A 16,588-nucleotide genomic window follows, 5' to 3' on the forward strand; every position below is an offset into this window, starting at 1 on the left:
AGCCCCGGGGACACGAACACGTGTCCCCGGGGTCGGAGGTCAGTCGACCTCGGGCTGCGTGGCCTTGACTCCGGCAGGCTCGAGGTACTTCTCGTACAGCGCGGTCCACACGTCGCCGCCGTCCGTGAAGAGGGTGTTGATGTGGTCCTTCAGGACGGTGTCGCCGTCTGCGAGACCGACGCCGTAGCGCTCCTCGCTGAAGGGCTCCCCGGCGAGCTTGAGCTTTCCGTCACTCTCGGCCACGTAGCCGGCGAGGATCGCTTCGTCGGTCGTGATGGCGTCGACCTGACCGTTCAGAAGCTGCTCGACGCACTCCGAGTAGGTCTGACGTTCGGTGACCTCGCCGTTGTACTCGTCGCGAATGCGCTGCAGCGGCGTGGAGCCCGTCACGGAGCACGTGACCTTGTCCTTGAGGTCGTCGGGACCGTTGATCGAGTCGTCATCCGCCGCAACCAGGAGGCCCTGGCCCGTGATGAAGTACGGTCCCGCGAAGTCGATGACCTCGTCGCGCGCGTCCGTCATCGAGTACGTACCGACGTAGTAGTCGATGTTGCCGTTGACGATCTCCTGCTCGCGGTTCGCCGACGGGATCGTCTGGAAGTCAATCTTGTCCTCGTCGAATCCGAGGGATGCGGCGATCCACCGAGCGATGTCGACGTCGAAGCCGGTGCGCTCACCCGAGACAGCGTCTTCGTAGCCGAGGCCGGGCTGGTCGCTCTTGACGCCGACCACGATCTTGTCGGCCTTCGAGGCACGGTCGAATGTCGGGCTGCCGTCGAGCTTCACGTCGCTCGCGACCTCCCAGAGGGCCTTGGTGTCGTCGTCTCCGCCGGCAGCGCCGCCGGGTGCGGTGGGGCTGCCGCTGTTGCAGCCTGCGAGTGCGAGTGCCGCGATCGCGATACCGGCGAAGGCGCCGGCGAGTCGTGTCTTACGCATGTGATCCTCCTGGTTTCGTGTCGTTCGTCGTTCGTCGCGCCGGTGCAGGGCGCGGACGTCTCAATGGGTGATGAGCTTGGAGAGGAAGTCCTTCGCGCGGTCGCTCTTCGGGTTCGTGAAGAACTCCTGCGGCGTCGCTTCCTCGACGATCAGCCCGTCGGCCATGAAGACCACGCGGTCAGCAGCCTTGCGGGCGAAGCCCATCTCGTGGGTGACGACGATCATCGTCATCCCGTCCTGGGCGAGGCCGACCATGACGTCGAGGACCTCGTTGATCATCTCGGGGTCGAGGGCCGAGGTCGGCTCGTCGAAGAGCATGACCTTCGGCTTCATCGCCAGGGCGCGAGCGATCGCGACGCGCTGCTGCTGACCACCCGAGAGCTGGGCGGGGAGCTTGTCGGCCTGGTGGCCGACGCCCACGCGGTCGAGGAGCTCACGGGCGAGCTTCTCGGCATCCGCCTTCTTCATGCCCTTGACCTTGATCGGGCCGAGCGTGACGTTCTCGAGGATCGTCAGATGCGAGAACAGGTTGAACGACTGGAAGACCATGCCGACATCGGCACGGAGCGCCGCGAGCGCCTTCCCTTCGGCGGGGAGATCGGCGCCGTCGATCGTGATCGACCCGCTCGTGATCGTCTCGAGCCGGTTGATCGTGCGGCAGAGCGTCGACTTGCCCGACCCGGACGGGCCGACCACGACGACGACCTCGCCGCGGTTGACCGACAGGTCTATGTCGGTGAGGGCCTGGAAGTCGCCGTAGTGCTTCTGCACGTTCGTCAGGACGACGAGCGGCTGGCCGCGGCGGACGTCGATGTTCGACGTGCGCGGCGCAGGATCGGCAGCAGGAGTGGTCATGCTCCGACCCTATGGGGGATGACGCCCGGAGACCCGCCTGGTTGCGCGGGGTTTACAGTTCCGTAATCATTCGGCGTCAGTTGCCCGCACGCTGGGCGAACGCCGACTCGTACAGGCAGACGCTCGCGGCGGTCGCGAGGTTCAGCGATTCCGCTCGACCGTAGATCGGCAGTCGCAGCGACAGGTCGACCAGCGCCAGTGCATCATCGTCGAGGCCCCGGGCTTCGTTTCCGAACACCCACGCGGTCGGCTCGGCCAGAGTCGCGCGGTGGGCGACGAAGTCCTCTCCCCCGACGTCGGCAGCGACGATCCGCAGGCCCGCCGAGCGGGCACGGCCCGCGGCATCCGCCAGTTCGATACCGACGGCCACCGGAAGGTGGAAAAGCGAACCGGTCGTCGCGCGGACGACCTTGGGGTTGAAGGGATCGACGGTACGACCGGTGAGGATGACCGCGTCGGCACCGACGGCATCCGCTGCTCGGATGATCGTGCCGAGGTTGCCGGGATCGCGCACCTCCTCGCAGATCACGATGAGCTTCGGGTCATCGGCGAAGATGTCGCGCACCGACGTCGGCACCTGCCGGGCCACCGCGATGATGCCCTGCGGGGTCACGGTGTCGGCCATCGCCTCGATCACCGCCTCGCTCGCGAACTCGACATCGACGTCCGCGTCGGATGCCGCATCGCGAATGTCCTGGTGCTTCTCCCATGCCGACGGAGTCGCATACAACTCGATGAGCGTGTCGGGCCGCCAGACGAGGGCCTCCCTCGCCGCCTGCGGACCTTCGAGCAGGTAGAGCCCGGTCTCTTGACGGGCTGCACGCTTGGTCAGCTTCGCAACAGCGCGGACACGCGGCGATCGGGGGTTCTCGAGCACGTTCTCAGTGTAGGGCGCGGGTACGGCGGGCACGCGAAAGGGCGCCCTCCGAAGAGGACGCCCTTTCTGAAAGGTGACGCGGTCAGGCCTTGGGGGCGTTGACGTCAGCCGGCAGCGCAGCCTTGGCGGTCGCGACGAGCGACGCGAAGACGGCGGGCTCGTTCACCGCGAGCTCGGCGAGCATGCGACGGTCGACCTGGACACCCGCGAGGCCGAGGCCCTGGATGAAGCGGTTGTACGTGACACCGTTCTGGCGGGCAGCGGCGTTGATGCGCTGGATCCAGAGGCGACGGAAGTCGCCCTTGCGCTTGCGACGGTCCCGGTATGCGTAGACGAGCGAGTGGGTGACCTGCTCCTTCGCCTTGCGGTACAGGCGCGAACGCTGTCCGCGGTAACCGGAGGCGCGCTCGAGGATGACGCGACGCTTCTTGTGGGCGTTGACAGCCCGCTTGACTCTAGCCATTTCTTCTACTTCCTAAATCTGCGTCGGCGATCAGATGCCGAGGAGCTTCTTGGCGACCTTGGCGTCACCCTTGGCCAGGACCTGCTCCTGGTCGAGGCGACGGGTACGACGGGTCGCCTTGCCCTCGAGGTTGTGGCGCAGGTTGGCCTGCTGCTTCATCAGCTTGCCGCTGCCGGTGACCTTGAAACGCTTCTTGGCACCCGAGTGGGTCTTCTGCTTCGGCATATCTCTTCCTTCGTTGGGGATCCCGCGGACGGGAGTCTGTGGTGCGCTTACTCCGCCGGAGCGGAAGCGGGGGTCTGTTCGTCGTCGGCCTGACCACCGCGCGCATCGCGCGCTGCCTGCTTGGACGCCGCGCGAACGGCGTTCTGCTCGGTCTTGACCTCGGACTTGTTCTTGTGGGGCGCGACGACCATGACCATGTTGCGTCCGTCGATCGTGGGGTTGGATTCCACGGTGCCGAACTCGGCCACATCCTCGGCGAACTTGCGGAGGAGACGGACACCCTGCTCGGGGCGCGACTGCTCGCGACCGCGGAAGAGGATCATCGCCTTCACCTTGTCGCCCGCCTGGAGGAAGCCCTCGGCGCGCTTGAGCTTGGTTATGTAGTCGTGCGCCTCGATCTTCAGACGGAACCGGACCTCCTTGAGGACGGTGTTCGCCTGATTGCGCCGCGCTTCCTTGGCCTTCTGCGCAGCCTCGTACTTGAACTTGCCGTAATCCATGATCTTGACCACGGGGGGCTTCGAGTTCGGGGCTACCTCGACGAGATCGAGGTCGGCCTCCTGGGCCAGGCGCATGGCCACCTCGATGCGGACGACGCCGACCTGCTCACCCGCGGGTCCGACGAGGCGGACCTCGGGGACGCGGATGCGGTCATTGGTGCGGGGATCGCTGATGCGGAACTCCTCTTCGTGCGGTGGACGGCCTCCGGTGACACGGAAAATGTGTCGCCGGGCGGAAGATCGTCACGTCCACCCCGCACGATGCATGCATCGGCGTTCTGTTCTGCACCCTGGACAACCTCGACGAGCGAGGCGGAGTGCGAGACCCGGTAGCCTGGAGCGGCAAGCGCGGGTGGGATGTGATCCTCTTTCGACACGGAGCAGAACACTCCGGTGCCCGCAGAAGTCTAGCAGAGAGCAGCACGTGAGTACTATTCCGGCCGACCACAGTGATCACGACCCCGAGCGCCTCTCGCGCTGGGAAGAACAGGAGCGGGTCGCGCAGTCGGCCACGCGCGACATCGCGGACGTCCCGGCCGTCGAGGTGATCACCACCACGTCCGTTCACCTGATGAGCGCCGCCGCCGTCAAACTCGGTCTCGCCGACGATCCCGACCAGCAGAAGGACCTCGACGAGGCCCGCAAGCTGATCAACGCACTCGCGGGCCTGATCACCGCCGCCGCCCCCGAGGTGAGCGACATGCACGCGCGCTCGCTCCGTGACGGGCTGCGGACGCTGCAGCTCGCGTTCCGCGAAGCATCCTCGATCCCCGACCCGATCGGCAAGGGCCCGGGCGAGAAGTGGACCGGTCCCGTCAACTGACACCGATACGAAGGGGGATGCCGTGCGGCATCCCCCTTCGTGCGTATCAGGCGCGGACGAGTTTGACCGTCAGCGCGTCCACGAGGACGGCGACGCGATCGTCCGCCGCCCACCGGGATGCGAGTCGCTGCAGGATGGCGTCGAGCGCGGGCTGATCGAGACCGTCGACGAGGTGCAGGCTCACGACGAGCTCGGGCCCCCGCAGACGCGAGTGGGGGTCTCCCGTCGCGACCGACAGATCCAGGACACCGAGCTCGGTGCCGATCGACTCCTGCAGGCCGGCGAAGACCTCCGGCGACACGTGCGGAGCCTCCCACGGCAGTCCCTGCCCGATCGCCCACACCGCGGGACGGCGCAGGACGAACTCCGTCTCGCTGCCGGGGTCGATGACGATGAGATCCGTGTCGTCCGCCGCGGCCGAGAGCGCGGTCCGGATGCCGTCGGCGGGGACCGGGCGGGCCGCGGCATCCCATCGCGACATCGCTGCGACCGACGTGAACACCGGCAGCACGCGACGGCCGTCGGGAGCGGCGACCGTGACGATCGAGAGTTCCTGCGTCTTATTGACGATCAAGCCGGTCGGCCCGACGCCCTCCTCGCCCTTCTCGGCGACCAGGGGGATGAGGAGGCGAGCCGTCCGGTAGGCGTCGACGACGGCTCCCGCCGACCCCTCACCCGCGTGGAAGGCGGTCAGCGCCGCGAGCAGCGCCGGATCAGCGCTGCCGTCGTCTCCGCTGTGGGGGTTCGGCTGGAAGCTCCGCCCCTCCCAGGGGACGCCGGCGGAATCGGCCGCGCTGCTCGAGTGGGGGTCAGTGTCCGGCGACATCCAGCGCCTCGGCCAGTGTGAACGCGCCGGCGTACAGGGCCTTGCCGACGATCGCGCCCTCGACGCCCAGCGGGACGAGTTCGCGGAGCGCGGCGATGTCGTCGAGGCTCGAGATCCCACCGGATGCGACGACGGGCTTGTCTGTGCGGACGGCGACCTCGCGCAGCAGCTCGATGTTCGGCCCTTGCAGCGTGCCATCCTTCGTCACGTCGGTGAGCACGTAGCGGCTGCACCCGGCATCCTCGAGACGGTCCAGGACCTGCCACAGGTCGCCGCCGTCACGGGTCCACCCGCGGGCTGCCAGGGTCGTCCCGCGGACGTCGAGCCCGACGGCGATCGCCTCGCCGTAGCGGAGGATGACGTCGGCCGCCCATTCGGGGTTCTCGAGAGCCGCGGTGCCGAGGTTGATGCGGGTCGCACCGGAGTCGAGCGCCGCGTCGAGGGATTCGTCGTCACGGATGCCGCCCGAGAGCTCCACCTTCACGCCGCGGAGCGATTTGATCACCTTGCGCAGCAGTGACGCGTTCGAGCCGCGACCGAAGGCCGCGTCGAGGTCGACGAGGTGGATCCACTCCGCGCCCTGGCGTGCCCACTCCTGCGCTGCGTCGACCGGGTCGCCGTAGCTCGTCTCGGTGCCGGCCTCACCCTGCGTCAGTCGGACGGCCTTGCCGTCGGCGACGTCCACAGCGGGCAGCAGGGTCAGTTCGGGCGTGGATGCGAATTCGTTCATGGCTCCGGGTGGGATGGGGTGCACGCCGGGCGCGCGCACAAGGGGACAGGTTACTCCGACGCAGGAAGCGAGGAGATCCAGTTGGAGAGCAAGCGGATGCCGGCGGTCCCCGACTTCTCAGGGTGGAACTGCGTCGCCGAGAGCGGGCCGTTCTCGACGGCCGCGAGGAACGGCCGGCCGTAGTCGCACCAGGTCAGCACCGGCTCGCGGAACGGCTTGATGACGTCGAGCGTCCAGTCCTGCGCACCGTAGGAGTGGACGAAGTAGAACCGCTCGTCCTCGAGACCGGCGAACAGCGTGGAGCCCTCGCCCGTGCGGACGGTGTTCCACCCCATGTGCGGAAGCACCGGCGCCTGGAGTTCGGTGACCGACCCCGGCCACTCCCCCATCCCCTCGGTGTCGACCCCGCGCTCGACGCCGAGTTCGAACATGACCTGCATCCCGACGCAGATGCCGAGCACCGGCATCCCGCCCGCCAGGCGGCGACCGATGAGCTCGTCACCGCGACTCGCGCGGAGTGCGGACATGACCGCGGAGAACGCGCCGACTCCCGGGACGAGCAATCCGGCCGCGTCCGCGATGAGGCCGCGATCCTTGGTCAGTCGCGCATCGGCGCCCGCCTCGATCAGCGCTTTGACCGCCGAGTGGACGTTGCCGGAGCCGTAATCGAGGACCGCGACGACCGGTGCTGCGGTCACAGGGCGCCCTTCGTGCTCGGGATGCCCTGGACGAGCGGATCGAGCGCCTTCGCCTGACGGAAGGCGCGCGCGAACGCCTTGAACTCGGCCTCGGCGATGTGGTGGGGGTCGCGTCCGCCGACCAGCGTGACGTGGACGGTCAGACCCGCGTGGAACGCGATCGCCTCGAACGCGTGGCGGACGAGCGAGCCGGTGAAGTGGCCGCCGATGAGGTGGAACTCGTACCCCTCGGGCTCTCCGGAGTGAACCAGGTACGGACGCCCGCTGATGTCCACGACCGCCTGGGCGAGTGCCTCATCGAGGGGAACGAGGGCGTCGCCGTAGCGGGAGATGCCCGCCTTGTCGCCGAGCGCCTGACGGATGGCCTGCCCGAGGACGATCGCCGTGTCCTCCACCGTGTGGTGAGCGTCGATGTGCGTGTCGCCCGTCGCGCGGACGGTCAGATCGGTGAGCGAGTGTTTCGCGAAAGCCGTGAGCAGGTGGTCGAAGAACGGCACTGTCGTGTCGATCGTGCTCTGGCCGGTGCCGTCGAGATCCAGCTCGAGTTCGATCGTCGACTCGCTGGTCGCACGCCGGACGGAGGCGGTGCGGGACGCGGGGGTGCTCATGCGTCGAGTCTATCGACGCGCGGCATCCGTCCCGCCGCCCGATGTCGCGGTGCGACTCAGAGCGAGGCGAGCGCCTCGAGGAATGCCGTCGACTCCTCTTCACTGCCCGCGGAGACGCGGAGGGTGTGCGGTAGCCCGACGTCCCGGACGAGGATGCCGCGGTCGTACAAGCCCTGCCACGTGGCCTGCGGGTCATCGACGCCGCCGAAGAGGACGAAGTTCGACCAGCTCTCGTAGGGCGAGTACCCGAGGGCGCTGAGGGTGGCGGAGATCCGGTCGCGCTGGGCGACGATGTCATCGACCATCCGGAGCATCGTGGGCGCGTGCCGCAGGGCAGCGGTCGCAGCCGCCTGCGTGAGCGCGCTCAGGTGGTACGGCAGGCGCACCAGCCGGAGTGCGTCGATCACCGCAGGGTCGGCGGCGAGGTACCCCACCCGCGCACCGGCGAAGGCGAAGGCCTTGCTCATCGTCCGCGAGACGACGAGACGCTCGCGCCCGTGGAGAAGGGTCAGCGCCGAGGGCTCGTCGTGCGGCGCGAACTCCTGGTACGCCTCGTCGACGATCACGATGCCCTGGGACGCGTCGTAGACCGCCTCGATGACATCGAGGGAGAGGGGCGTGCCCGTCGGGTTGTTCGGCGAGCAGAGGAACACGACATCGGGCTGCGCACGCTCGACCTGCTCGGCGGCGTCGGCCGCGGTGAGCGTGAAGTCCTCGCCGCGGGAGCCGCTGACGTACGTGGCGCCCGTCGCCCCCGTCAGCAGCGGATACATCGAGTACGTCGGCGAGAATCCGAACGCCGTCCGCCCCGGGCCGGCGAACGCCTGCAGCAGGTGGTGGAGGACTTCGTTCGACCCGTTCGCCGCCCAGATCTGCTCCGGTTCGAGACCGTGGCCGAGGTAGTCGGCGAACCCCTCTCGCAGCACCGTGAACTCGCGGTCGGGGTACCGGTTGATGTCGCGGAGCGCCTGAGCGACAGCATCCAGGATGTCGTCCGCGACGTCTTCGGGAACAGGGTGGGTGTTCTCGTTGACGTTCAACGTCACCGGGAGGGAGGCCTGCGGGGCTCCATACGGGATCTGACCGCGCAGGTCGTCACGGAGGGGTAGGTCGTCGAGACTCGCACTCACCCCGCCATCGTAGGGCGTCACGACGCCTTATTCGGCCGCCTGAGCACTGTAGGAGGCGGGGATCGCGAGGGACTCGCCGGCGTCGACGGCGGTGGACGGGAGGGCGTTGAGGCGGACGATCTCGTCGATGACGTCACGCGGGTCGCTGTCGGGTGCGATGTCCTGGGCGATGGTCCACAGCGAGTCGCCGGGCAGAACGGTCACGGTGCTGAAGGAACCCGCGGGCGTGCCCGCATCGCCACTGGCGAGTGCGCCGCCACCCGAAAGGATGCCGACACCCAGGGCGACGACGGCAGGCAGAGTCGCAACGGTCATGAGGGCGCGGCGCCCACGCGTCGTGAGACGCAGACGGGTGCGGACAGCGACCGGACGGGCGGGCGTGATGGTGGTGATCGAGTTCATGGTGTCCTCCTCGGGGCAACCCCGGTCAGATGAGATCTTCGCCCCCGCCCATCGGCCGGGACGGGCGGGTGCGAAGTTCTCTTCCGAATCTATCTTCGATGTTCGTACACTGTCAAGAGAGCGGTTATCCGCAGATCGATCGAAGACGACACGCGGTCGGCTACGGGACGATCCCATCGACACCGGATACGGTTTCGATGAACAGAGCCCATCACCAACCTCCGACATTCGAAGGCGAGTGCCCCCGGCTCGACGTCCGACGCCCGGAAAACCGGCGGGGACGCGGGGCCGTGAAAGGAACGACATGAGCGACAAGCCGCAGACCCGCCGGCGCAAGAGCCTGAGCGACAAGCAGCTCGCGATCCTCGAGGTGATCCAGCGGTCGATCGCTCGCTACGGGTATCCGCCGAGCATGCGTGAGATCGGGGATGCGGTCGGCTTGAAGTCGCTCTCGAGCGTCACCCATCAGCTCAATCAGCTCGAGCTGAGCGGGTACCTCCGTCGCGATCCCGGCAAGACCCGGGCCATGGAGGTCCTCATCGACCTCCCGGGCGCCGCCGGGGAGAACCCGGCCGATGCCGCGCCCGCCGTGGGCGACGCCGCCATGGTCCCCCTGGTCGGACGCATTGCCGCGGGGGTGCCGATCACCGCCGAGCAGCAGGTCGAGGAGATCTTCCCCCTTCCCCGTCAGCTCGTCGGCAAGGGCGACCTGTTCATGCTGAGGGTGTCGGGGGACTCGATGATCGACGCCGCCATCTGCGATGGCGACTGGGTCGTCGTGCGCTCGCAGGCGGATGCGTCAAATGGTGAGATCGTCGCGGCGATGCTCGACGGCGAAGCCACCGTCAAGACGTTCCGCCAGCGCGACGGACACACCTGGCTCCTCCCCCGCAACTCCGCGTTCGAGCCGATCCTCGGCGACGACGCGGTCGTCCTCGGGAAGGTCGTCGCTGTCCTTCGAGCCGTGTGATCCGGGTGGGCGCCACCGCGTAGCGTGAGGGCATGACGACGGTCGCTCCTTACGGTTCGTGGATCTCGCCCCTGTCCGCTGCGGACGCCTCCGCCGCGGCGCCGCGTTACGACGGTGCACGTTTCGTGGCCGACGAGGTCTGGTGGGGAGAGTCGCTGCCCGATCAGGGCGGTCGCTCGTCGATCCGGCGCTCGGTCGACGGCGAGGTCGAGGATCTCCTCCCCGCCCCGTGGAGCGCGCGCTCCCGCGTGCACGAGTACGGCGGCGGGTCGTGGACGACCGATGAGGACGGCCGGCTCTACTTCGTCGAGAAGTCCGATCAGCGCGTCTGGTCGCTCCGCAGAGGAGAGGAGCCGACGCCGCTCACCCCCGACGACCCGCAGGCCCGTCACGGCGGCCTGCGGTGGGAGCACGGGGTGCTGCTCGCGATCCGGGAAGTGCACGACGGCAGCCCCGTGCCACGGCGATCGATCGTGTCCATCCCCCAGGACGGCGGCGAGGCGCGCGAGATCGTCGGGGGAAGCGACTTCCTCGCGCAACCGGCGCTGTCGCACGACGGCAGGCACCTCGCCTGGGTGGCGTGGGACCACCCGGACATGCCCTGGGACCGCACGCAGATCCGGGTCGGAGACCTCGCCCACGGCACCGTGACGACCTGGCGCCCGATCACGTCCGGCGAGACAGCGGCACTTCAGCCGGAGTGGGATGCCTCCGGCCGGCTCATCTGGCTCGACGACCCCTCGGCCGGTCCGAACGCCGGTCGGTGGAACCTGTGGCGGCGGGACGTGGCATCCGATCTTCCGGCGGAGCCGATCGCCCCCGCGGACGCCGACACCGGAGGCGGACTGTGGGTGCTCGGCGTCCGGTGGTACGCACTCCTGCCGGACGGCGGGATCGTCGCGGTCCGGACGCACGGCGCCGACGAGGTGGTGCGCATCGACGCGGAGGGGACCGCCCGCGCGACCGGCATCCCCGTCCGATCGCGCGCGGTCGTCGAGGATACCCTCGGATCCCGCGTGCTGGTGTCGGGGATGGCGCCCGGGGTCACCGGCATCTGGCAGCTCGACGAACACGGCGACGTGACGCTCGTCGTGGGCTCGCGCTCCGACCTCGGCGACGAGTGGATCCCCCCGGCGCGCCCCTTCACGGTGCACAGCCGCCACGGCGACGTCCACGCGTTCGATCACCCGCCCACCAACCCGCACCACACGGCGCCCGAGGGCGAACTTCCGCCGTACATCGCCCTCGTGCACGGCGGCCCGACGGCCCACGTCGGCGGTGTGGCCGACAGCCGGATCACCTTCTTCACGAGCCGGGGCATCGGCGTCGTCGAGGTGAACCACGGCGGCTCGACCGGCTACGGGCGGGCCTATCGCGATCGGCTCCGCGGGCAGTGGGGCGTCGTCGATCGCGACGATGTCGCAGCCGCGGCATCCGGTCTCGCCGCGGAGGGACGAGCGGATGCCGCGCGCCTGGCGATCGCGGGGAGCTCGGCCGGCGGCTGGACCGTGCTCGCGGCCCTCGTCGGCACCGACGTCTTCGCCGCGGGGATCTCCCGCTACGGCGTCGGAGACGCGCGCCTGCTCGCCACCGACACCCACGACTTCGAGGCCCGCTACCTCGACGGTCTCATCGGGCCGCTCCCCGCGGCGGAGGCGTTGTACCTCGAGCGCTCACCGCTCAGCCACACGGAGGGCTTCCGCGTGCCGGTCCTGCTCCTGCAGGGATCGGACGACGCGGTCGTGCCGCCGACGCAGGCGGAGGCCATCCGCGACGCCCTGGCCGGACGCGGCGTGCCGCACGCCTACGTCCTGTACGACGGCGAGGGGCACGGGTTCCGACGAGCGGAGACCGTCGTGCACGCGCTCGAATCCGAGCTGGCCTTCCTCGGTCAGGTGTTCGGCTTCGAGACCCCCGGGGTCCTCGCGATCGCGCTCGGCTGAGTCCGAATCGATCGGTCAGCGCGCGTACGGCGCGAGCTCGGCCGCCAGTCGCTCCGAGACGTGGGCGTGGACGGCGGTGCCGCCCTCCTCGTGACGGGTCGACAGGATATGACCGGACTCGTGGACGGCGCTGACGAGATCGCCGCGGTCGTACGGGACGAGCGCGTTGACCTCGACGGCCGGCAACGGCAGAGCGTCCTCGATCGTCGCGCGCAGCTCGACGATGCCTTCGCCGGTGCGCGACGAGACGAAGTGCGCCTTCGGCTCGAGGCCGCGCAGCACGAGGCGCGTGTCGGGGTCGATCAGGTCGGCCTTGTTGAAGACGACGATCTCGTTCGTCGAGCGCGCCCCCACATCGCCCATGACGTCGCGGACGGTCGCGAGCTGTGCGGCCGGGTCGGGGTGCGACCCGTCGACGACGTGCACGATGACGTCCGCGTCGCCGACCTCCTCGAGCGTCGAGCGGAACGCCTCGACCAGCTGGTGCGGGAGGTTGCGGACGAACCCGACGGTGTCGGTGAGCGTGTAGACCCGACCGTCGGCCGCCTGCGCGCGACGGACGGTCGCGTCCAGGGTCGCGAACAGCGCGTTCTCGACGAGGACGCCCGCGCTCGTCAGCTTGTTGAGCAGACTCGACTTGCCGGCGTTCGTGTACCCGGCGATCGCGACCGACGGGATCGTGTTGCGCTTGCGCTCGGCACGCTTGGCCTCACGGGCCGGCTTGAAGTCGCGGATCTGACGGCGCAGCATCGCCATGCGCGTGCGGATGCGTCGGCGGTCGAGCTCGATCTTCGTCTCACCCGGACCGCGCGAGCCCATACCGGCGCCGCCGGCGCCGACCTGGCCACCGGCCTGTCGGCTCATCGAGTCACCCCAGCCGCGCAGGCGCGGAAGGAGGTATTCGAGCTGGGCGAGTTCGACCTGCGCCTTGCCCTCCCGGCTCTTCGCGTGCTGGCTGAAGATGTCGAGGATGACGGTGGTCCGGTCGATGACCTTGACCTTGACGACGTCCTCGAGGGCGCGTCGCTGGCTGGGCGCGAGCTCGGTGTCGGCGATGACCGTGTCGGCACCGACGGCGACGACCAGGTCGCGGAGTTCCGCCGCCTTACCGCGGCCGATGTACGTCGCGGGATCGGGATGCGGACGACGCTGCAGCACGCCGTCGAGGACGACGGCCCCGGCTGTCTCGGCGAGTGCGGCGAGCTCGCGCAACGAGTTCTCGGCATCCTCCGTCGACCCCTGGGGGTAGACGCCCACGAGCACGACGTTCTCCAGCCGCAGCTGGCGGTACTCGACCTCGGTGACGTCCTCGAGTTCGGTGGACAGCCCCGGGACGCGGCGGAGCGCGGCGCGCTCCTCGCGGTCCCACTGGTCGCCGTCCGTGTCGCCGTAGGCGACGGTGCTCTCGTCCTGCAGCGCCTGTGCGGCGCCGAACACGCGCACCCCCGAACGCGACTCCGCTCGCGCCAGCACGCGGTCTACCGGGTCCACCGGCTCGTCCGTCGCGGCAGGGGTGGTGGTGTCTGTCATGTGATCCTTTCGCGGCCTCGCGGCCATCCGTGAACTCTAGCTTCCCGCGGCTTCCACCGCCTCCGCTACGCTCGTCGCATGGGGAGCGACCATTACTTCAGCGCGTCCCCGTCCAGCTCCGAGAACCTCCGCCGCATCCGTGTGTCCCTCGCCGGTCGCGACGTCGAGGTGACGACAGCGGGCGGGGTCTTCAGTCCCGACCGTGTGGACGGCGGGACGGCGGTGCTCCTGGCGAACACGCCTCCGCCCCCGGCGGGCGGTCATCTTCTCGATCTCGGATGCGGCTGGGGTCCCATCGCGCTGTCGCTCGCCATCGACGCGCCTCACGCGACGGTGTGGGCCGTCGACGTCAACGAGCGAGCGCTGGACCTCGTCCGCCGCAACGCTGCGGAACTCGGCCTCGATAACGTCAACGCCGTGCTGCCCGAAGATGTTCCGAGCGACGTCGCCTTCCGCACCATCCGGTCCAACCCGCCGATCCGTGTCGGCAAGGATGTCCTGCACGGACTGCTCGAGACGTGGATTCCCCGGCTCGCCGAGCGCAGCGATGCCTGGCTCGTCGTGCAGCGCAATCTCGGTTCCGATTCGCTGCAGCGGTGGCTCGCGGCATCCCTCGACAGGGGCTATTCGGTCACCCGTGCCGCGACCGGGCGAGGATTCCGGGTGCTGAAGGTCCGCCGTCACGGCACGCCCGCGACGGGGACGATCACCCTCCCCTGAGCGACGTCAGGCGAGCGTGATCTCGCCCGAGAAGACGAGCGACGCGGGACCGGAGAGCAGGACGCGCTCACCGGCATCCGTCCGCACGACGCGCACCCCGAGACGGCCGCCGGGGACGTCCACCGTCCACCGGTCCGGGGCACCGGCCCCCGCCCAGTGACGCACGGCCAGAGCGGATGCCGCTACCCCGGTCCCGCACGAGAGCGTCTCCCCGACGCCCCGCTCGAACACGCGCATCCGGATCGCGCCGACGTCGTCGGTGATGAGGGGTTCTTCGGGGACGACGAACTCGACGTTCGCGCCGGCTGCCGGGACGGGGTCCAGGATCGGCTGGACCGTCAGGTCGAGCCCGTCGAGCTCGGCGATGCTCGAGAGGGCGACGACGACATGGGGGTTCCCGACGTCGATGCCGAGACCGGGGCGCGCGATCTTCAGACCGTGCGCCCGCACGAGGACCTCGTCGGAGGTCGGACGCCACAGGCCGAGGTCGACTTCGAATCCGTTGTCGGCGAGCGTGACGGTCTTGGTTCCGGCGCGTGTGCCGATGCGCAGGGTCTCGCCGGCGCCGAGCGTCGCGTAACCCGCACTCAGGAGGTACTTCACGAAGACGCGGACACCGTTGCCGCACATCTCGGCGATCGAGCCGTCGGCGTTGCGGTAGTCCATGAACCACTCGGCGTCGGGAGTCTCAGAGCCCGCAGCGATGGCGGCTGAACGGACGACCCGCAACAGCCCGTCGGCTCCGATCCCGAAGCGTCGGTCGGTCAGCGCGGCGATCTGCTCGCCGGTCAGATGCAGCGACCCGTCGGGGTCGGCGACGACGACGAAGTCGTTGCCCGTCCCGTGGCCCTTCGTGAATGCGATCGTCGACACCCGCCCAGTCTAGGTGCGGGTGGATGCCGCTTCGCCGGTCAGCGCGGCGGAGTCGACCCCGCCGCGCGGAGTCCCGCATCCATGAGATCGAGGGACCACGCGACGCTGTCCTCGACATCGATATCCATCCGGAAGCCGTGCGCGGCATCCAGGACAGCGAACCCGTGGAGCACGCTCCGGAGCATGCGGATGGCGTGGACGTGCTCCTGTCTCGGCAGTCCGTAGCTGTCGAACACTCCCCCGAGGGCCTCGAGACTGTCGCTGAGCGCGATCGCGAGCGGGTCGTCATCACCGGACGGCTCGGCGGCGGCGGTCGCGGCATACCGACCCGGGTGCGCCTGTGCATAGCGCCGGAAGGCGACAGCGACGTCGGTGAGGGCGGCGCCGCGGTGTTCCGATAGCGTCGCACGGAACACCCCCGCGAGGTCCTGCGCGGCCAGGGTCGCCACCCGATGGGTGAGCTCGACGAGCCCGCCCGGCACATGCTTGTAGAGCGACGGCGGACGGACGCCGACCCGCTCCGCCAGCGCCGTCATCGTCAGGGCGGCGAGCCCCTGCTCGTCGATGAGGTCGGCTGCGGCGCGCGTCACGGCGTCGACGTCGAGGCCGGCCCTAGGCATCCGCCGCCCCCGTCCCGATCGAGAAAGCCGTTCGCAGGAACGGGACGGCGAGGTCGACGACCTCCCCCGGCCGTTCGACGTGCGGGTAGTGTCCGGCACCCTCGATGACCGCCAGCCGGCCGATGCCGGGCCTAAGCGCGGCGATCACCCCTTCTCCCTCGGCCCGGGGGTCCGCCCAGTCCGGGTCGGCCGTGCCCATCACCACGAGGACCGGCACGGTCACCTGCGGGAGCTGCTCCCCCGCATCCGCGGGACTCGTCTGCCCCATGGCCCGGAGCGCGGCCATGCGCGCGGGATCGGCGAGATGACGGGCGATGCCAGCCTGCTCCTGCGCCCAGTCTGCGGGCTTCTGCGGAATGGCGAGGTCGAGGTAGCGGAGCCACGCGGGCACACTCCCACGGAGCATCATCGTCGCCAGGCGGGTCATGCCCTTCCGATGACGGGGGTGCCGGATCAGGCCGACCGGGTCGAATCGCTGCGTGCGGGTGAACGGGGTGAGCTCGACGATCCCGACGACGTCGTGCCGGGCGCGCGCTGCCGCGACCGTCGCAGCACCTCCGCTGATCGACTGGCCGACGATGACCGCGGGACCGCCGAGATGACGGATGACGGCGAGCAGATCACCGGCTATGTCACCGCGGCTGTAGCTCGCCCACGTGGCACTCGACTCGCCGCATCCGCGGATGTCGACGTTCGCCACACGGAACCCTGCCTCGACGAGGGCCGGCACGATGAAGCGATAGGAGCGCCGGGAGTCGCCCATCCCGTGTGCCAGAACCACGAGTGGACCGTCCCCGACCACGTCGAACGCGATCTCCCCGCCTTGGACCTGGATCTTCTCGACCATCGGCGTCTCCTT

At 69.5% G+C, this 16,588-nt stretch carries 20 protein-coding genes; 4 read left to right on the forward strand and 16 right to left on the reverse strand.

The window, feature by feature from the left end; genetic code table 11:
• Positions 1-39 precede the first annotated feature (39 nt).
• The 6 genes from AC4NN1_RS06795 to infC all read right to left on the reverse strand — a co-directional run bounded on the left by AC4NN1_RS06795 (position 40) and on the right by infC (position 4,078).
• Positions 40-936 (reverse strand): glutamate ABC transporter substrate-binding protein, encoded by an 897-nt coding sequence (locus AC4NN1_RS06795; protein ID WP_491954884.1) that lies wholly within the window; start codon positions 934-936, stop codon positions 40-42.
• Positions 937-996: 60 nt separating this feature from the next.
• A complete protein-coding gene (locus AC4NN1_RS06800; protein ID WP_018187231.1) occupies positions 997-1,791 on the reverse strand; it encodes an amino acid ABC transporter ATP-binding protein in 795 nt (264 codons plus the stop codon).
• Positions 1,792-1,867: 76 nt separating this feature from the next.
• Complete coding sequence (locus AC4NN1_RS06805; RefSeq protein ID WP_116228483.1) at positions 1,868-2,668, reverse strand: TrmH family RNA methyltransferase; 801 nt, start codon at positions 2,666-2,668, stop codon at positions 1,868-1,870.
• An 82-nt stretch (positions 2,669-2,750) separates the two neighbouring features.
• Positions 2,751-3,131, reverse strand: a complete 381-nt coding sequence (gene rplT / locus AC4NN1_RS06810; RefSeq protein WP_018187229.1) for a 50S ribosomal protein L20 — start codon at positions 3,129-3,131, stop codon at positions 2,751-2,753.
• A gap of 30 nt (positions 3,132-3,161) precedes the next feature.
• A complete protein-coding gene (gene rpmI, locus AC4NN1_RS06815) occupies positions 3,162-3,356 on the reverse strand; it encodes a 50S ribosomal protein L35 (protein WP_018187228.1) in 195 nt (64 codons plus the stop codon).
• A gap of 47 nt (positions 3,357-3,403) precedes the next feature.
• On the reverse strand, positions 3,404-4,078 hold the full coding sequence (gene infC / locus AC4NN1_RS06820) for a translation initiation factor IF-3 (RefSeq protein WP_081626449.1): 675 nt from the start codon (positions 4,076-4,078) through the stop codon (positions 3,404-3,406).
• A gap of 202 nt (positions 4,079-4,280) precedes the next feature.
• Here infC and AC4NN1_RS06825 point away from each other — a divergent pair, with 202 nt between their 5' ends.
• Positions 4,281-4,679 carry a DUF1844 domain-containing protein gene (locus AC4NN1_RS06825; protein ID WP_018187226.1) on the forward strand — a complete coding sequence of 133 codons (399 nt, stop codon included), beginning with the start codon at positions 4,281-4,283 and terminating at the stop codon, positions 4,677-4,679.
• Between the two features lie 46 nt (positions 4,680-4,725).
• Here the strand turns inward: AC4NN1_RS06825 and AC4NN1_RS06830 are convergent, their stop codons facing one another.
• Genes AC4NN1_RS06830 through AC4NN1_RS06855 form a run of 6 tightly spaced genes read right to left on the reverse strand, consistent with a single transcriptional unit; the run spans position 4,726 to position 9,073 of the window.
• Positions 4,726-5,505, reverse strand: a complete 780-nt coding sequence (locus AC4NN1_RS06830) for an SseB family protein (protein WP_491954885.1) — start codon at positions 5,503-5,505, stop codon at positions 4,726-4,728.
• A complete protein-coding gene (priA, locus tag AC4NN1_RS06835; RefSeq protein WP_018187224.1) occupies positions 5,489-6,235 on the reverse strand; it encodes a bifunctional 1-(5-phosphoribosyl)-5-((5-phosphoribosylamino)methylideneamino)imidazole-4-carboxamide isomerase/phosphoribosylanthranilate isomerase PriA in 747 nt (248 codons plus the stop codon). The genes AC4NN1_RS06830 and priA overlap by 17 nt, the downstream gene beginning before the upstream one ends.
• A gap of 50 nt (positions 6,236-6,285) precedes the next feature.
• Positions 6,286-6,933 (reverse strand): imidazole glycerol phosphate synthase subunit HisH, encoded by a 648-nt coding sequence (gene hisH, locus AC4NN1_RS06840; protein ID WP_018187223.1) that lies wholly within the window; start codon positions 6,931-6,933, stop codon positions 6,286-6,288.
• Complete coding sequence (gene hisB / locus AC4NN1_RS06845; RefSeq protein WP_020098311.1) at positions 6,930-7,541, reverse strand: imidazoleglycerol-phosphate dehydratase HisB; 612 nt, start codon at positions 7,539-7,541, stop codon at positions 6,930-6,932. Before hisB ends, hisH begins: the two co-directional genes overlap by 4 nt.
• Positions 7,542-7,597: 56 nt before the next feature.
• Positions 7,598-8,671: a histidinol-phosphate transaminase gene (locus AC4NN1_RS06850; protein WP_018187221.1), complete on the reverse strand. Its 1,074-nt coding sequence runs from the start codon at positions 8,669-8,671 to the stop codon at positions 7,598-7,600.
• A gap of 27 nt (positions 8,672-8,698) precedes the next feature.
• Positions 8,699-9,073, reverse strand: a complete 375-nt coding sequence (locus tag AC4NN1_RS06855; RefSeq protein ID WP_311859501.1) for a LysM peptidoglycan-binding domain-containing protein — start codon at positions 9,071-9,073, stop codon at positions 8,699-8,701.
• Between the two features lie 304 nt (positions 9,074-9,377).
• Here AC4NN1_RS06855 and lexA point away from each other — a divergent pair, with 304 nt between their 5' ends.
• Both lexA and AC4NN1_RS06865 read left to right on the forward strand, forming a co-directional pair.
• A complete protein-coding gene (lexA, locus tag AC4NN1_RS06860) occupies positions 9,378-10,043 on the forward strand; it encodes a transcriptional repressor LexA (RefSeq protein ID WP_020098309.1) in 666 nt (221 codons plus the stop codon).
• Between the two features lie 32 nt (positions 10,044-10,075).
• Positions 10,076-11,986 (forward strand): prolyl oligopeptidase family serine peptidase, encoded by a 1,911-nt coding sequence (locus tag AC4NN1_RS06865; protein WP_491954886.1) that lies wholly within the window; start codon positions 10,076-10,078, stop codon positions 11,984-11,986.
• Between the two features lie 15 nt (positions 11,987-12,001).
• Here the strand turns inward: AC4NN1_RS06865 and hflX are convergent, their stop codons facing one another.
• The gene (hflX, locus tag AC4NN1_RS06870; RefSeq protein WP_491954887.1) at positions 12,002-13,516 is read right to left on the reverse strand and encodes a GTPase HflX; all 1,515 of its coding nucleotides are present in this window, start codon (positions 13,514-13,516) and stop codon (positions 12,002-12,004) included.
• Positions 13,517-13,594: 78 nt separating this feature from the next.
• Between hflX and AC4NN1_RS06875 the strand changes: the two genes are divergently transcribed.
• Entirely contained in the window at positions 13,595-14,236 is a 642-nt protein-coding gene (locus tag AC4NN1_RS06875; RefSeq protein WP_491954888.1) for a class I SAM-dependent methyltransferase, read from the forward strand.
• Positions 14,237-14,242: 6 nt separating this feature from the next.
• Here the strand turns inward: AC4NN1_RS06875 and dapF are convergent, their stop codons facing one another.
• From dapF to AC4NN1_RS06890, 3 genes are read right to left on the reverse strand one after another with little or no spacing between them, the layout of a single operon-like run.
• The gene (dapF, locus tag AC4NN1_RS06880; RefSeq protein ID WP_491954889.1) at positions 14,243-15,109 is read right to left on the reverse strand and encodes a diaminopimelate epimerase; all 867 of its coding nucleotides are present in this window, start codon (positions 15,107-15,109) and stop codon (positions 14,243-14,245) included.
• 38 nt (positions 15,110-15,147) lie between these two features.
• Positions 15,148-15,729, reverse strand: coding sequence for a TetR/AcrR family transcriptional regulator (locus AC4NN1_RS06885; RefSeq protein ID WP_491954890.1), 582 nt, complete (start codon positions 15,727-15,729; stop codon positions 15,148-15,150).
• The gene (locus AC4NN1_RS06890) at positions 15,722-16,576 is read right to left on the reverse strand and encodes an alpha/beta fold hydrolase (protein ID WP_491954891.1); all 855 of its coding nucleotides are present in this window, start codon (positions 16,574-16,576) and stop codon (positions 15,722-15,724) included. The genes AC4NN1_RS06885 and AC4NN1_RS06890 overlap by 8 nt, the downstream gene beginning before the upstream one ends.
• Positions 16,577-16,588 lie beyond the last annotated feature (12 nt).

This window comes from Microbacterium sp. MDV22-iso44 (genome assembly GCF_058629135.1).

Coding starts and splice junctions, on each gene's coding strand:
- AC4NN1_RS06800 (WP_018187231.1), bottom strand. CDS start 1,791: ATGACCACTCCTGCTGCCGATCCTGCGCCGCGCACGTCGAACATCGAC.
- lexA (WP_020098309.1), top strand. CDS start 9,378: ATGAGCGACAAGCCGCAGACCCGCCGGCGCAAGAGCCTGAGCGACAAG.
- rplT (WP_018187229.1), bottom strand. CDS start 3,131: ATGGCTAGAGTCAAGCGGGCTGTCAACGCCCACAAGAAGCGTCGCGTC.
- AC4NN1_RS06885 (WP_491954890.1), bottom strand. CDS start 15,729: ATGCCTAGGGCCGGCCTCGACGTCGACGCCGTGACGCGCGCCGCAGCC.
- AC4NN1_RS06875 (WP_491954888.1), top strand. CDS start 13,595: ATGGGGAGCGACCATTACTTCAGCGCGTCCCCGTCCAGCTCCGAGAAC.
- AC4NN1_RS06865 (WP_491954886.1), top strand. CDS start 10,076: ATGACGACGGTCGCTCCTTACGGTTCGTGGATCTCGCCCCTGTCCGCT.
- priA (WP_018187224.1), bottom strand. CDS start 6,235: ATGAACGAATTCGCATCCACGCCCGAACTGACCCTGCTGCCCGCTGTG.
- AC4NN1_RS06830 (WP_491954885.1), bottom strand. CDS start 5,505: ATGTCGCCGGACACTGACCCCCACTCGAGCAGCGCGGCCGATTCCGCC.
- AC4NN1_RS06855 (WP_311859501.1), bottom strand. CDS start 9,073: ATGAACTCGATCACCACCATCACGCCCGCCCGTCCGGTCGCTGTCCGC.
- hflX (WP_491954887.1), bottom strand. CDS start 13,516: ATGACAGACACCACCACCCCTGCCGCGACGGACGAGCCGGTGGACCCG.
- AC4NN1_RS06795 (WP_491954884.1), bottom strand. CDS start 936: ATGCGTAAGACACGACTCGCCGGCGCCTTCGCCGGTATCGCGATCGCG.
- AC4NN1_RS06890 (WP_491954891.1), bottom strand. CDS start 16,576: ATGGTCGAGAAGATCCAGGTCCAAGGCGGGGAGATCGCGTTCGACGTG.
- hisB (WP_020098311.1), bottom strand. CDS start 7,541: ATGAGCACCCCCGCGTCCCGCACCGCCTCCGTCCGGCGTGCGACCAGC.
- rpmI (WP_018187228.1), bottom strand. CDS start 3,356: ATGCCGAAGCAGAAGACCCACTCGGGTGCCAAGAAGCGTTTCAAGGTC.